Raw genomic sequence first — 14,186 nt, 5'->3', positions numbered from 1 at the left:
CTACGGGTAGGACCTGATTTCTGCGTAGCCGTGTGCGGTCGCGGCGAGGTCATCCACGAGCGTGTGATGGGCCTGGTAGGCCCGCTCTTGGGTCAGGCAGCGCCGGACGGGCTTCGGAACTCTGGCTCCGGGCTCGATGACCGCCGTCTCGTGTTCGTCTTTGCCGGTGACCGCGTCGGTCCCGATCCTCGCTGTGACGAACAGCCACGTCTGAGCGCCGATGGTGACCTCGGTCCGCAGCATGACCATGCATGGACTGTACGGCCGGATAGGTTGTCGGCCAGGGGCTATAGGCCTTCACTGATGGCCGGATCGTCTTGGAGCAACCAGTGGAACCCTGGCTCGCTCACTTCACCGACCAACTCGCCAGCACTGGACCGCCAGCCCCAATCCATCCTTCTGGAAGACCGCTGGGGAACTCCTCGACTCCCGCGCTCGATATCTACAACGAATTTCTGACGCAGGGCACTAACCGCCGACGTTGCGTGACGAGTAGCGCGATGACAACCACCAGGGCAGCGGTCGCTCCGGCCAAGAGCGCGATCGAGCCCGCGAGTTGTTGATCGGCGAGGGCTGTGCCGCCCCAGGGGCGGCGCAGTGCCGCGAACCAGCTTTCGCCGATAGAGGCTTGGGAATGCAGCAACGCCAATCCGAGGAGGGCGGGCACGGCGACGTAGGCGGCGAGCAATGCAATCCGATACCCGCCTCGGAGCCGGTGTGTGGCGTCGGCACCGTTGATGCTCGAGAGAAAGACGTACCCGGTGGCGGGAACCAGCAGGGACATGGTCAGGTGTGCGGCGTGGGAACGAAGCGCGAACTCGTAGAACCCTCCGAAATACATTGCGGCCAACACCGCCACCTGGATAGCCAGCGCAACGTCAGGACGCAGGAGGAACCGCATGGGGGGCCACTGCATCGTGCTATGCAGCCATTCGTGAGGACCGGGCCAACGGGGGTCCGAAGTCGCTGGGAGAGCACGCGACGCGAGTGCTGTGGGGCGCCCCAACAGGAGCAAGGCTGGTGCCACGATGGCGAGGGCGAGGTGCTGCACGAGATGAGCGCTGAACAGGACGTACCCGTAGCGGGCGAGGCCGCCATTGGTCAACAGGACGATGACGCCCCAGCCGGTGATCCACACCGCGGTTTGGCTCACCGGCCAGGACTCACCTCGGTGGACCAGACGTCGCACTGCCGCAAGGTAGAGACCGATGCCGACCGCCGCGGCGGCCAAGAAGATGGGCTCTGGCAGCCAGTCCACGAGGAGCGACTTCACATCGGGCGGGCCCGGCATGGGGAAGCCCAACAGCTCCGTGGCTCGGTCGGTTTCCGGTGCGCCAGTGGCGGGTGGTGGTGTGCGGGTAAGGCCGACAGCGAGACCGATGGTGGCCGCGAAGACGACGATCTCCACGGAGGCCAGACGCGCGAACAGGCCCCTGCGTCCGCGATCCAAGGTCGGGATCGTTCGTTGTCGATGCAGGAAGCCGAGGCCGCCCAGCATGCCCAGGGCAAGGATCTTCGCCACCACCAGCAGGCCGTAGCTCGATTCCCACAATGCGCTGGTCAATCCCAACCTGGCCACGAGGTTTACCGCGCCGCTCAACGCGACGACGGGAAGGCACCAGCCGGCGAGCCGCGAATACCGGTGGACCGAACGGCCAAGATCCGAAGTGGACAGCTGCCACGAGAGCAGAAGCGCGAGCAGACCGCCGGTCCACACCACGACACCGATCACGTGCAGCAGCATGCCGGAGACCGCCAGTTGGTGGTTGCCGGATCCAGCGGAATGGCCACCGAATGCGGGAGGTAGTGTGCCGAGGATCGCGAGCACGAACAGCATCGCTGCACCGCGCACTGATAACACCGCGCGGCAGCCCACCACTAGAACCGCCGAGGCCGCGACGACCCAGAGAAGCACCTGCACCGGCTCCAGGTCCAGCGCGATGGTCCAGGCTGCCGTGCTGGTCGCAAATCGACCGACCGGTTGCCCCAGAATGTCCGACACGGTGTAGACGACGCCGAGTACGGCTGAAAGCAACCACGCCAAGCTGGTCCAACCGGCTGCACGGACCCATCGATAGGCATGCGGGCTCAACAGCCAGCGTTCACTCGCCGTGTTGCGCCGGGGAGCCAGCATCGCGGCTGCCAGGAGCAAACCGACGGTCGAGGCTGCGGACAAGTCCATCAAGACTCGAGTCGTGGGCAGCGCCAACTGGGTGACTGGGCCGGGGTCGGGGAGTCCCAGCAGCGCTCCCCGTTCGGTCACACCTCCACCCCACCAGAGTGCGAGGCCGCCGACGACCACGGCGGCACCAAGAGCGGCGACCATGGCTCGCGTTCCTACGTCACTGCGGTCGGATGCTGAGCGAGTTCGGTTACTCATCAGATTTCTCGTCCGGACGCCGCCGCAGCGCGACGAACACAGCACCGCCGAGTAGCAGCACTGCGACTGCCATGCCGCCGAGCCACCATGCTGCTTGCGTGGATGCGTTGTCATCAGGTGTTGCCGGGCCAGGGGTCGACGTTTCAGGGGAGGACTGGCCGGGTGCCGAAGGGAGTGAATTCTGCGCAGCTGTGCTCTGTTGCACGGTGAACCGGATTGCTCCGCTAACCGAATGACCATCCTGTGATAGCACGCGATAGGCGACCGCATACTCGCCGGGCGCGTCGGTCGGGAAGGGGAGGCTCACACTGTTTCCGGTAACGGTGGGGGGCTGTGTAGGCACCTGGCGTCCCGCGTCGTCGTTGAGGACGACCGTGGTGAACCCTGTCTGTAGTGGATCGCTAAAGGTAAGTTCCACCGCCTGTGGTCTAGACGGTACCGAGGTGCCGTCAGTCGGCGTGCTTCCGATCAGCTCCGTGTGTGCGGCCGCCACTCCCGGAAACAGGGCAGCCCACGCCGAAGTGGCCACGCAGACCGCGCTCGTCAGTACGGCGGCCGTTCGCACATCAACCTCCCATGTTGGTCAGTCAACCAGGCTACTAACCTTCCTCGTATAGCGGGTTTCCGGGTGGCCTTGCAGTGCTCGCGAGGTTTGATCGCAGCTGGCGCGATTTTTGCTTGTGGCCGCCGGTGCAAGATCGGGGCGCCCGCCTCGCTCGTGTTGAAGGGTCTGCAGCGGATCTTCTAATCGGAAGGCGGTTCGGAGCTGGACTCCGGTGCCTCGTCGACTTCCTGGGCGTGGTTGGCGACACTTGATTCATCGCCAACCTAGGCTATCATCGCCATGTGACGATGAATAACACTGCGGGATGCCTGGCCTCGAGTGGTACGGATGCGGCGGTGGCGTTGTTCCACAGCCTGTCGGATGGGACGCGGTTGGCGATCGTGAAGCGGCTGGCGGGCGGGGAGGCCCGAGTGGCCGATCTGGTCGGCGAGCTCGGACTGGCGCAGTCGACCGTGTCGGCGCACGTGGCCTGTCTGCGCGACTGCGGGCTAGTCGCCGGCAGAGCGGAGGGGCGTCAGGTGTTCTACGCGCTGGCGCGACCGGAGCTGCTGGATCTGCTGGCTTCGGCGGAGACGCTGTTGTCCTCCACCGGCAATGCGGTGGTGTTGTGCCCGAACTATGGCAACGGTTCCCAGGCCGAGGCTGTCGAGAACGAGGAGCTTGCGCGGTGAGTGACGCGTGCTGCGGCGGAGACGAACCCCGCGTCGACGAGGAAGCTGAAGAGCGGGAACCCGAGCGACTATGGCAGGTCCTTGAGCTCCAGGCCGCTGCGGTGTCCGGTGTCCTGCTGCTGGCTGCGTGGATCATCGACTGGACCGCAACGTCCGACATCGCCGCGAGCGTGTTCGAGTGGCTGGCGCTGGCAGCCGGCGCCTACACCTTCGTGCCGGGAACGCTGAAACGGCTGGTCAAGGGCAAGATCGGTGTCGGCACGCTGATGACGATTGCCGCCGTCGGAGCCGTCATTCTCGGCGAGGTGGGCGAGGCCGCCATGCTGGCGTTCTTGTTCTCCATCAGTGAAGGGCTGGAGGAGTACTCCCTGGCTCGCACCCGCCGCGGCCTGCGTGCGTTGCTGGCCTTGGTGCCCGAGCAGGCGACCGTGCTCCGGGACGGGAGCGAGCAGGTCGTTGCGCCTGCGGAGTTGCGGGTCGGGGACGCGATGCTCGTCAAGCCAGGGGAGCGGATCGCTACCGACGGCGTCATCCGTACCGGCCGCACCGCGCTGGATCTTTCGGCGATCACGGGTGAGTCGATGCCGGTGGAGGTCGCGCCCGGTGATGAGGTGTTCGCCGGGTCGATCAACGGCACCGGGGTTCTCGAGGTCGAGGTCACCACGACCGCTGAGGACAACTCGCTGGCCAGGATCGTGCGGATCGTCGAGGCCGAGCAGTCCCGCAAGGGCGCTAGTCAGCGCCTCGCCGACCGCATCGCCAAGCCGCTCGTGCCCGGGGTGATGATCGTTGCGGCGTTGATCGCCGGGATCGGCAGTCTGCTGGGCGATCCGGCCACCTGGATCGAGCGGGCCCTCGTGGTGCTGGTGGCCGCCTCACCGTGCGCGTTGGCGATCTCGGTGCCGGTGACCGTGGTGGCCGCGGTCGGCGCGGCCAGCAAGCTCGGCGTGCTCGTCAAGGGCGGCGCGGCGCTCGAAGGTCTCGGCAGGTTGCGTGGGGTGGCGCTGGACAAGACCGGCACCCTGACCCGCAACCGGCCCGCCGTCATCGACGTCGTGACAGCCAATGGCGCCACCCGTGAACAGGTACTCGCGGTAGCAGCCGCGTTGGAGGCCCGCAGCGAGCATCCGCTGGCGAGGGCCATCCTCGCCGCCGTTGACGAGGTGACGCCGGCCGGCGACGTTGAGGCGGTCACTGGAGCGGGGCTGACCGGTAGCCTCAACGGATCGACCGCGCGGCTGGGGCGGCCCGGGTGGCTCGATGCCGGTCCTCTGACCGACGAGGTGCAGCGGCTGCAGCACGCCGGTGCGACCGCCGTTCTCGTCGAACACGACGGGACGCTGATCGGGACGATCGCCGTGCGCGACGAGTTGCGCCCGGAGGCTCGCGAGGTCGTCGACCAGCTGCGCTCGGACGGATACCACGTCGCGATGCTCACTGGAGACAACCACGCCACCGCGGCCGCCCTGGCGGCCGAGGCCGGGATCACTGATGTGCACGCGGAGCTGCGGCCCGAGGACAAGGCCCGCCGCATCGAGCAGCTGCGCGGCCACCGCCCGACCGCAATGGTCGGCGACGGCGTCAATGACGCCCCTGCCCTGGCCACCGCGGATCTGGGGATAGCGATGGGAGCGATGGGCACGGATGTGGCCATCGAGACCGCCGACGTGGCCCTGATGGGGGAGGACCTGCGTCACCTGCCTCAAGCCCTGGACCACGCTCGCCGCGCGAGGCGGATCATGTTGCAGAACGTCGGTTTGTCCCTGGCGATCGTGATTGGCCTCGTGCCGCTGGCGCTGTTCGGGGTGTTGGGCCTGGCTGCAGTGGTGGCTGTGCACGAATTGGCGGAAGTCGTCGTCATCGCCAACGGTGTGCGCGCCGGTCGGGCCCGGCCTCTTGGAGCAGCGGCGCCGCAGCGGACGAGCACTACCCGCCCTGCGGTGGGAGCCCGCGCATGACCAGCGCAGTCAGCGCTGTGGTGAGGGCGAGTCACACCAGGCTCGCCCTCACCAGCGTCGCGCTGATGCTCGCGTTGGCAGACTTGGGCATCAAGACGCTCGCAACGAGCACACTCGCCGATGGGCCCAACGTGGATCTCGGCGTGCTGGAGCTGCGACTGGCCTACAACCCGGGCGTGGCGTTCAGTCTCGGTGACACTCTGCCCAGCGCGATAGTTATCGCCGCAACCGCACTGATCATCGCCGGTATCGGCGTCCTCGCTTGGCGAACAGCACCCACGACACCATTACTCGGACGGACCGGGTTGGCGGCAATCCTTGGCGGCGCTGCGGCCAATCTCGTCGACCGAGCGATGGATGGCGTAGTGACTGACTACTTGCACACCGGTTGGTGGCCCACCTTCAACCTCGCCGACGTGTTCATCACCTGCGGTGGTGCGCTGGTGGTCCTGGTCCACCTTCGGTCGCCGGCAGGAGATCGGGAGGAGGTTGCGACGTGACCTCGGCCGGTGGGCAGACCGCGTTGCGGCAGGTCTTGCGGTCGGTGCCGGATCTGGTCATCGGGCCTATGCTCCTCGCGGAACTGGCCAGCCGGGTCGGACTTTCAGCCAGCAGGCTCGGGCATCTGTTCGCCGACTAGCTGGATCTACCGTAATTGCCCGTATCAGCATGCCCGAGTTCTCCTATATGTGGCATTAGGTCTTGAGTGAAAGACCAGCGTCAGCCGTCCTTGTCGCGTGAGTGGGGGCGATTGCGCACTGCTGTCGAGGTCAACGTGGCCGCGCAAGAGTATGGGGATACAGGTGGGTCAATAGCCGAGGGCTCATTGGCTTACATTGCCGCATGGTTTCGCCCCATGGAGGCATGTTGTTCCTGGTCGGGACTCTATTGTGGACCATGTGGGCTGGTCTACTAGGGGAGGTCGTAGACAGGTCGTCGGTGATGCCGTAATCTTGCCGCGACCTTCCGCGGGTTGCACTCGGTAACGGTTTCGGGGGCCTTCCGGGTGAGCTGCGGCTGTCGAACGCTAATCCGTTTAACAGAGGGTCACCACGTAGGGATCACGTGCGTGGCGAGTGCCTGCCACGCCGTCACCAGAACGAGGGCGGTTGTGTTCAGCGTGCGGAGACAGCAGCGATGCGGCTCAGCCGATGTCGACTGCGGGCTATCTCGCGCCGCTTGTCGGCGGTCGCGCTTGCGCGAGCACAACGCCTGCAGCACTCGGAAGGCAGTACGTGAATCAGCGTCGGTCAAGTCGCAGCATCCCCGTGTCCAACCTCCGTGCCGATCACTCGGGTTCGGGCTGCGGAGATCAGTCTGATCTTGCGGATGCAGAGTCAGGTGCGGGTGTGCGGTCGCGCCCATCCAGTTCGGTACGGACCTACGCGACGTTTCTTGCCGTGTTGGGTGGGGCTGTAGCCGCCGCGGGCCTCGCGACAGCACATGAGGCGCAGGCGACCGGGCACCCAGATGCCAGCGCGGATGACATGGTTACCCCGCTCGCGTCGATCAGTCATGTTGCTTTCGGGGAAGGAGAGCAACAGGCAAGTACTCCCTCGTCTTCGACGCTGCTTCCTGCGCAGGAACCTACTCGTGGTGCGTCGGAGGAGCTGGGCGAACTCAACAAGAGCGTCCGCCTTGGCGAGGAGCGAGCTGCGGCGGAGGCCGATGCGGCCCGGCAACGAGCAGCAGCAGAACGCGAGGCCCGGCGCAACCGAGTGGTGTGGCCGGTGGAAGGTCGTGTGACGTCGAAGCCTGGTGCCCGCTGGGGGCTGACGCACTACGGCCTCGACATCGCGAACAGCATCGGCACCCCAATCCGCGCGGTGAAGCGTGGCACCGTCATCGATGCCGGCCCTGCCAGTGGGTTCGGCCTGTGGGTTCGCCTCCAGCACGATGACGGCACGATCACCGTCTATGGGCACATCAATCGCGCGTTGGTCAGCGAAGGCGAACGTGTGGAGGCGGGCGACGTCATCGCCGAGGTGGGTAACCGAGGCCAGTCAACGGGCCCGCACCTGCATTTCGAGGTGTGGGACGCGGATAGCCGGAAGGTCAATCCGTTGACGTGGCTGCAGAAGCACGGTGCGCAGTCGTGATGGGGTCCGGATTAAGTCGGCCTGGACGAGGCCAGGACGCTTGACAATTCTCCGTGCTGGTGAACGGCATTGACACGACCGATCCCGGTAGTAGACGGCTCGGCTCCGCGGCATGCGTCGAGTAATGCGACGCCCCCGAGGAAGCCGATGATGTTCAGCACAAGCCCCGGAAGCGGGGCAATGCGCTGGGCCAGCGCCGCTGGCGGAGCCAAGGTGCCAGTACGAGGTCGACCGGGCATGGCAGATTTTCTCCGTTTCTCGGTGCTCACCACTCTGCTCCCGGGCAATCCCGGTGATCGGTGGGCTCAATCTGAACAGTTGGGTGCGGGATGGCGTAGTCCTGGCGAAGGAGGTGCTGAGCGCGGTCGAGCACGGCGTGATGGTCGCTTCGCCTTTCGACGGTGAGGTGGGCAGAGGCCACTTCCATCTCGGAGGTCAGTGTCCACACGTGCAGATCGCGAACCTCCTGCACGCCAGGGATGTTCGCCAAGTCAGAGCGCAGCGCCTCGACGTCGACGTGCGAGGGGGCAGCTTGGATGAGCACGCGCAGCGCTTGCACGCCGAGTCGGATAGCGCGAGGCACGACGAAGAGTCCGACCACGGCGCCGATGACGGGGTCGACCCAGGGCCACCCGGTGACCATCATCAGGAATCCACCCGCCAGCACGCCGAGGGAGGTGAACATGTCGGCGACCACTTCGAGGTAAGCGCCGCGCACGTTGAGGCTTTGATTTGCGCCGGCTCGAAGCAGGCCGAAAGCGACCAGGTTGACGACGAGGCCAACCCCGGCGACGACGAGCAACGGGACCGAGGGCACTTCGACCGGATTGGCGAGGCGGTCGATGGCCTCCCACAAAACGTAGATCCCCACGCCGGTTAGGAGGACTGCGTTGGCCAGTGCGGCGAGGATCTCGAGCCGGTACAGGCCGAAGGTGTGGCCGCTCGAACTCTGGCCGCGATTGGCCACTGAGATTGCTGCAAGTGCCATGCCGAGGCCCGCTACGTCGGTGAGCATGTGCCCGGCATCGGAGAGCAGTGCGAGCGACCCCGTGGTGAGCGCCGTGACCACTTCAACGATGAGAAAGGCTGCCGTGAGCCCAAGCGCCATCCGCAACCGGGGCAGATGCCGAGCGCCTGCGCTGGCGGCTGCCAGTCCGTGACCGTGACCGTGGCCCTGCCCCCGGCTCATCGTGCGTCTCCTTTGCTCACCAGATAATCGTATGCACACATCGCAATGTGTGTATAAGAATGCCGGGCGGTAATGCTTGGGTCAACACAGATGCGCCGGAGAGCCCGCGGTCTACCGACGGCGCGAGCTCACGGGATCAGCCGAGGAACTGGTCGTAGAGCAGATAGCCGTTGAGGCACACGATCACGGATGTGATCACTGTCATGAGCATCGTCATCCGTCGAGAGTTCGAGAAGGAACCCATGACGGCCGAATCTCGCGTAATGAGCACGAGCGGTATCAGTGCGAACGGGACACCGAAGCTGAGGACGACCTGGCTGAAGTTCAGGACGTCGGTGGCGTTCATGCCGAGTGCGATCACGAGGAGTGCGGGCAGCATGGTGATCAGTCGGCGCAGCAGCAGCGGGATCCGGAAGTTCAGGAAGCCGGCCATGACGACCTGGCCAGCGAAGGTGCCGACGCTTGACGACGAGATGCCGGACGCCAAGAGCGCCACGGCGAAGATCAAAGCTGCCGTGCCTCCGGCGAGCGTGACGAGCCCGGCATGGGCGTCTTCAATACTGCCGATGTCGGTGTTCCCGGTGCTATGGAACAGCTTTGCCGCAACCATGAGCATCGTGAGGTTGATGGCGCCGGCCAGACCGAGGGCGACGATGACGTCCCAGCGTTCGAAGCGGAGGACTGTCCGTCGTTCGGTGTCGTTCGAACAGGAAACGCGGCGGCTCGTCAAGGCCGAGTGGAGGTAGACGACGTGGGGCATCACGGTGGCGCCGATGATCCCAACCGCGAGGTAGGCGCTCCCGGATCCTGGAAGCGTCGGCACCAGCCCGGCGAGGGCCTCGCCGGCGTCGGGGCCGATGTGCAGAAGTTCGTAGGTGAAGCCGCCGATGATGAGCAGCAGCATGGCTGCGATCGCCCGTTCGAACGGACGGTAGCCGCGTGCCTGTAAACCGAGAACGATGAACGCGACCACGGCCGTGATCAGCGCCGCGGGCAGCATGGGCACCCCGAACAGCAGGTAGAGCCCCAGCGCGGCGCCGACGAACTCGGCGACGTCCGTGGCCATGGCGACGATCTCGGCCTGCAGCCATAACGCCCACCTGACCGGGGCCGGATACCGGTCCCGGCACACTTCAGGCAACGTTTTGCCAGTGACGATGCCGATCTTCGCGGAAAGGAACTGCACAGGCATCGCCATCAGGTTCGCCAGCACCACGACCCATACCAGCGCATAGCCGAACTCGGCGCCCGCACTGATGTTGGTGGAGAAGTTGCCGGGGTCGACATAGGCGATCGCGGCGATGAAGGCCGGGCCGAGCATCGCCACCACACCGCGTAGGCGTCCCCTCGCGAGCACTTCACCCACGGCCACGGTCGCGTGTTCGGCGGCCGGTTCCTGGGTCGTGCTCATCGCGGCTCCACGATACTCAAGGAGGGTGCTGGGGCAGGCGTTATATCTGGGGGAAGTTGCTCGCCGAGCTGTTGAGCAATCCGACTGATCAACGTCTCGGAAGCCGCATGCTCCAATGCGGCGGCGTCGTCATGTGCGCGCTCTCTGCGGCAACCGAGTTCGCGGTGCAGGTACAGCTCGATGAGCATGCGGCGCCGCAGCACGGCCAGAGTTGAGCTCATACCTAGGTGGGTCATTGATATGGATCCGTACGGCGCATGCTCGACCAGCCCCCGCTCACGCAACTTGCTGACCATGGCGCTCGCCGAGGACGGGCTGACTCCGAGCTCGCGGGCCAGAACTGTCGTCGTCACCTTGTGGCCGTTCTCAGCCAAGTCGAAGATCGCGCGCAGGTAGTCCTCCGGCGCATGCGAGCGACCTTTCGGCGAGTCGGGCATGGAGTTACGGTACACCGAAAACCCAACTTCGTAACTACCAACTTGGGTATCTGGAACTGCGCGCTGTATTACGAGGTCGAGGCGACAGGGTCTGCTGCTCGGGTGAGTCGCTATGGTTACGGGGCCAAGCTCAGTTCGCAGGCAAGCGTCAGCAGCGTCACTGGTCCAACGGCGGTGACCACAGCGATGAGGAGCCAGGACACCAGCGTTCGTGCGCGCAGGCGCGGGGAGCTGGCTGGATCGAGCAAGTAGGACATCCGGGTGTCAAGGCTTCCGCCGGTGGCCGCCAGAGCGGTGCCCGGCACACCGTGGTCGACCATCCGTGCCAGCGCCGAGGCGACCTGGCCCCGCCCGCACTGCGTGCTCGCGATCTCGTCGGCCGATCGCTCGAGCAGCAGCTCGATCTGCTCGGGCAACGCGCGGAAGAGGGGAAGCGGGACCGCGCGAGCGAGTCCTCGTGACAGTGAGGTCAACGCGTGATGATGTCCAGAAAGGTGCGCGCGTTCATGGCTCAGCACGGCTTCCACTTGGCGCGCGGTGAGCAGCTGCAGCGCACCCGAGCTGATCACGGTCCGCGGTGTCCCGTCGTACAGGCAGAAGCACACCGGTTCCGCGTAGGGAACGACGAGTGCGCCAAGGCGGGCGTCGTGGTGCCCAAGCCGCTCGACGGTACGCGAGTAGAGACGTGTCTGGTTCCGTCGCTTGGCCCGGTTCCTGGCCAACACGAAGGCGACGTAGACCACGAGTGTCGTGGCCACGAGCGTGGCGGTGAGTGCCGCAGCACCCGGTCGATGCAGCACGCCGATGCACCCTGCCAGGAAAGACCCGCTGAAGGACTTCGTGCGGGCCGCGAGCCACAGATGCGCATCGAGAAGGGCCAACGGTCCCGCGGCGAACATCATGCCGAGAGCGACGCCGGCAGCACCTAGCCAGGCGATCAGGCCGACGGTGGGCGCAGCGAGCATGCCCTGATACCTGCGGAGCAGGGCTGGTGCCGTGGTGGCCACCAGTAACGCTCCGCCCATCAGTCCGATAGCCGGTGGTGTCATCTGGCGCCTGCCTGCGTTCGAATCGGCGCGACGGTTCCCCCGTCGTCTGGTCCTGGTGCCCAGCGCTGTGGCGTACGGCCACGATAGCGGTTCGCGGCGAGGGGGCGACGGCGCACATAATGTCGAATTCGAATCCCCGGGTTCCGCTGCTGGAAGGCAGGAGGCCGGCGCGCGGTCGGTCGTGTACTAGAGTGCGTAGTAATGATGCCGGGTTGAGCTGCAACGATTCGCGGCGTCCTTGTCGATGTGGAAGGTGGTCGTCACGTGAGCTCGTCAGTCCAATCCTGGATGCTGACGCCGCGGACGTCCGCGTTCGTGGTGGCCGTTGTGCTGCTGGCTTATCTGGTGCTCATGGGTGGCCGGGCAGTCATCATGATCAGCAGTGGGCACCCGGTGTTCATCGTGCTCGGGTTGGCTGTTTTCGTCCTGCCGGTGCTCGGTGCCGTGCTGGTCGTTGACCAGTTGCGGTTCGGTGTGAGCACTGAACGGCTCGCGCGACGGCTCTACGCAGAGAATGCGATGCCGGACGTCTCGTGCCTGCCGCGCCGCCCGTCAGGCCGGGTCGAGCGGGAGATCGCCGACGCGTGGTTCGATGAGAAGCAGGCGGAACTGGAAGCCGCACCGCAGGACTGGCGCCGGTGGTTCGCCTTGGCCCAGGCCTACGACCTCGCCGGCGACCGCAAGCGAGGCCGCAAGACGATGCGCCACGCAGTCGAGCTCGAGCACCGAGAACGCCGGTGAGCTATGACTGGCCGTGGTTCGGCCTCGGCGCCGTTGCCTCGGCGTGGCGTCCTCTGGCTACGTCGGTCCGAACGAAGGGCTGAGGCGACGTAGCACTCGGCAAAGCTCGACCTGGCGTTGCTGGGGTAACCCGTCTTTTGGCTCACGGCGGGTTCCGTGTGCAAGGAACCGACACCGGGCACCGCGGCGAGTGGGTGGGGTTGGGCAGGGTGATTCTGGAGCCGATCGATCTTCGCGGCTGCCGACGAATACGCGAAGCAGCAGCTGGCGTTGGGCGTGGTTGCGTTGTTGATCAGCTTCCGAGGTCGGCCTAGGCGCGCCAGGGCATGACAGCAAGAAGTGGTTGATATGCAGGCGATTGCCGGTATGCGACGGTGTGGCCTCTAGAGATTCCACGTCGCTAGAGGCCACCACCGTCTCCGTCTGTTGTAGAAGCTGCTCCTGTCAGCCGGCTGCGACGGCGGGTTGGAGGCTCAAGCGTTGGGCTCGATCGAGCGTGCTGATCCCAGCAGCGCAGAAAAGACCGATGACGATCATGGCAACCCACGGCAGCATGGCGACCCCGGACGTTCGGGCGGCATCGAGTGCACTTCGTGTCAGCAGGTTGCCGAGCATGATTCCCACTCCGCAGACCGTGTTGTAGAGGCCGTAATAATAGGTTGCAACGAGCCGGTTTCCTGTCAACGTCACGATCGTGTCCATCTCGAAGGGAAACACAATTACCTGACCGACCGCGAGAAGCGCCGCAGACAGGAGCAGTGGGGCAGCTCGGGCGATGACGTCCCCGAGAGAAGTGTGCCCGGTCGCGCTCGGTGCGGTGGCGGTGAACAGCGGTGGGATGAAGGCCGCGCTCATCAATAGCAGGCCAGCGGTGAGGCAACGGTCAGGTCCCCATCGCCGCTTACACCCAGCAGTGATCCGAACTTGTCCTGCGATCGCGAGGATTCCGGACACCGCGAACAACGCGGCCTGAAATTGTCCCTCGTGATCGCGTTTCGGCACACGGAAAGTTCTCGTCGCACGGCGCAAAAGTCATGCCGAGAAAGAGTTTGATTCAGCTGAGACGAAGCGAGGGATTCACGTTCGTGACGTGCTCGACAAGAGGAGGGTTTCACGGCCTCCCAGCGATCTGGCCGGATGGGCGGAATACGAGATCGGCGGAATAGGCCGCGCCGTAGCCAGCTGGGCAGCAACCGAGGGCGCGTCAACGCTGACCGTCAGTTGCACCGGGAGATCCGCGCACGCAGCATTAAAACGCATCGAAGACCAGCAGTGATGGTCTCCCGGGCAGTGCTCGGTGTCATCGTGGTTTTCACCATGTCCGGTGTCGTTGCCGGAGCACGAGTCGTCACCACCGACCGAGACCACCGAGTCTGGGACGCATGTGTGTGCGGGTGAGCCATTGCTGGTCGCAACCATCACGTGAACCGCAACGAACGTGGCCAGGGCCAGGAGAGCAAGCGACAGCTTCCCAGTACTGATGATGCGGTCAGTGAAGCAATCGGCACCCACGGTGGCCAACATGCCGGTTGGGGCCAGCGTCGGCTCTGCAGGCTCTTCGCGTCCTTCTTTCGTGCGAACTCTTGTCCTTATGGTGCAACGCGTTTGAGTTGTCATTGGATCTACAGTGGACCTGTGTTCGAATGGGTCCGGATCATGGTCAGCGATATGTGACTCAGCTGGTGG

14 protein-coding genes are annotated in these 14,186 nt (G+C 65.4%); 6 read left to right on the top strand and 8 right to left on the bottom strand.

Annotation, left to right across the window (positions count from 1 at the left end):
* From ACYVF3_RS25245 to ACYVF3_RS25235, 3 genes are all read right to left on the bottom strand, one after another.
* Complete coding sequence (locus ACYVF3_RS25245) at positions 1-249, bottom strand: hypothetical protein (protein ID WP_406690584.1); 249 nt, start codon at positions 247-249, stop codon at positions 1-3.
* Positions 250-442: 193 nt separating this feature from the next.
* Positions 443-2,263, bottom strand: a complete 1,821-nt coding sequence (locus tag ACYVF3_RS25240) for a cytochrome c oxidase assembly protein (protein WP_406690585.1) — start codon at positions 2,261-2,263, stop codon at positions 443-445.
* Between the two features lie 109 nt (positions 2,264-2,372).
* Positions 2,373-2,873, bottom strand: coding sequence for a copper resistance CopC family protein (locus ACYVF3_RS25235; RefSeq protein WP_461156964.1), 501 nt, complete (start codon positions 2,871-2,873; stop codon positions 2,373-2,375).
* A 359-nt stretch (positions 2,874-3,232) separates the two neighbouring features.
* On the opposite strand from ACYVF3_RS25235, the gene ACYVF3_RS25230 reads away from it, so the two are divergent.
* The 5 genes from ACYVF3_RS25230 to ACYVF3_RS25210 all read left to right on the top strand — a co-directional run bounded on the left by ACYVF3_RS25230 (position 3,233) and on the right by ACYVF3_RS25210 (position 7,673).
* A complete protein-coding gene (locus ACYVF3_RS25230; protein ID WP_461156963.1) occupies positions 3,233-3,616 on the top strand; it encodes an ArsR/SmtB family transcription factor in 384 nt (127 codons plus the stop codon).
* The gene (locus tag ACYVF3_RS25225; RefSeq protein WP_406690588.1) at positions 3,613-5,574 is read left to right on the top strand and encodes a heavy metal translocating P-type ATPase; all 1,962 of its coding nucleotides are present in this window, start codon (positions 3,613-3,615) and stop codon (positions 5,572-5,574) included. Before ACYVF3_RS25230 ends, ACYVF3_RS25225 begins: the two co-directional genes overlap by 4 nt.
* Positions 5,571-6,074: a signal peptidase II gene (locus tag ACYVF3_RS25220; RefSeq protein WP_406690589.1), complete on the top strand. Its 504-nt coding sequence runs from the start codon at positions 5,571-5,573 to the stop codon at positions 6,072-6,074. Before ACYVF3_RS25225 ends, ACYVF3_RS25220 begins: the two co-directional genes overlap by 4 nt.
* A complete protein-coding gene (locus tag ACYVF3_RS25215; RefSeq protein WP_406690590.1) occupies positions 6,071-6,214 on the top strand; it encodes a hypothetical protein in 144 nt (47 codons plus the stop codon). The genes ACYVF3_RS25220 and ACYVF3_RS25215 overlap by 4 nt, the downstream gene beginning before the upstream one ends.
* Positions 6,215-7,061: 847 nt before the next feature.
* On the top strand, positions 7,062-7,673 hold the full coding sequence (locus ACYVF3_RS25210; protein WP_406690591.1) for a M23 family metallopeptidase: 612 nt from the start codon (positions 7,062-7,064) through the stop codon (positions 7,671-7,673).
* 265 nt (positions 7,674-7,938) lie between these two features.
* On the opposite strand, the gene ACYVF3_RS25205 is transcribed toward ACYVF3_RS25210, so the two are convergent.
* The 4 genes from ACYVF3_RS25205 to ACYVF3_RS25190 form a co-directional block, all read right to left on the bottom strand.
* Complete coding sequence (locus ACYVF3_RS25205) at positions 7,939-8,862, bottom strand: cation diffusion facilitator family transporter (RefSeq protein WP_406690592.1); 924 nt, start codon at positions 8,860-8,862, stop codon at positions 7,939-7,941.
* A 136-nt stretch (positions 8,863-8,998) separates the two neighbouring features.
* Positions 8,999-10,273 carry an Nramp family divalent metal transporter gene (locus ACYVF3_RS25200; protein WP_406690593.1) on the bottom strand — a complete coding sequence of 425 codons (1,275 nt, stop codon included), beginning with the start codon at positions 10,271-10,273 and terminating at the stop codon, positions 8,999-9,001.
* Complete coding sequence (locus tag ACYVF3_RS25195; protein WP_406690594.1) at positions 10,270-10,710, bottom strand: metal-dependent transcriptional regulator; 441 nt, start codon at positions 10,708-10,710, stop codon at positions 10,270-10,272. The genes ACYVF3_RS25200 and ACYVF3_RS25195 overlap by 4 nt, the downstream gene beginning before the upstream one ends.
* 116 nt (positions 10,711-10,826) lie before the next feature.
* A complete protein-coding gene (locus ACYVF3_RS25190) occupies positions 10,827-11,717 on the bottom strand; it encodes a M56 family metallopeptidase (protein WP_406690595.1) in 891 nt (296 codons plus the stop codon).
* Between the two features lie 330 nt (positions 11,718-12,047).
* Here ACYVF3_RS25190 and ACYVF3_RS25185 point away from each other — a divergent pair, with 330 nt between their 5' ends.
* On the top strand, positions 12,048-12,500 hold the full coding sequence (locus ACYVF3_RS25185) for a hypothetical protein (protein ID WP_406693280.1): 453 nt from the start codon (positions 12,048-12,050) through the stop codon (positions 12,498-12,500).
* Between the two features lie 444 nt (positions 12,501-12,944).
* Here ACYVF3_RS25185 and ACYVF3_RS25180 read toward each other — a convergent pair whose 3' ends face one another.
* Complete coding sequence (locus ACYVF3_RS25180; RefSeq protein ID WP_406690596.1) at positions 12,945-13,355, bottom strand: hypothetical protein; 411 nt, start codon at positions 13,353-13,355, stop codon at positions 12,945-12,947.
* Between the last annotated feature and the right edge of the window lie 831 nt (positions 13,356-14,186).

It is taken from the genome of Saccharopolyspora tripterygii (assembly GCF_054778355.1).
The sequence above is the reverse complement of the archived record's forward strand: the minus strand, read 5'-3'. Positions and strand labels throughout refer to the sequence as shown.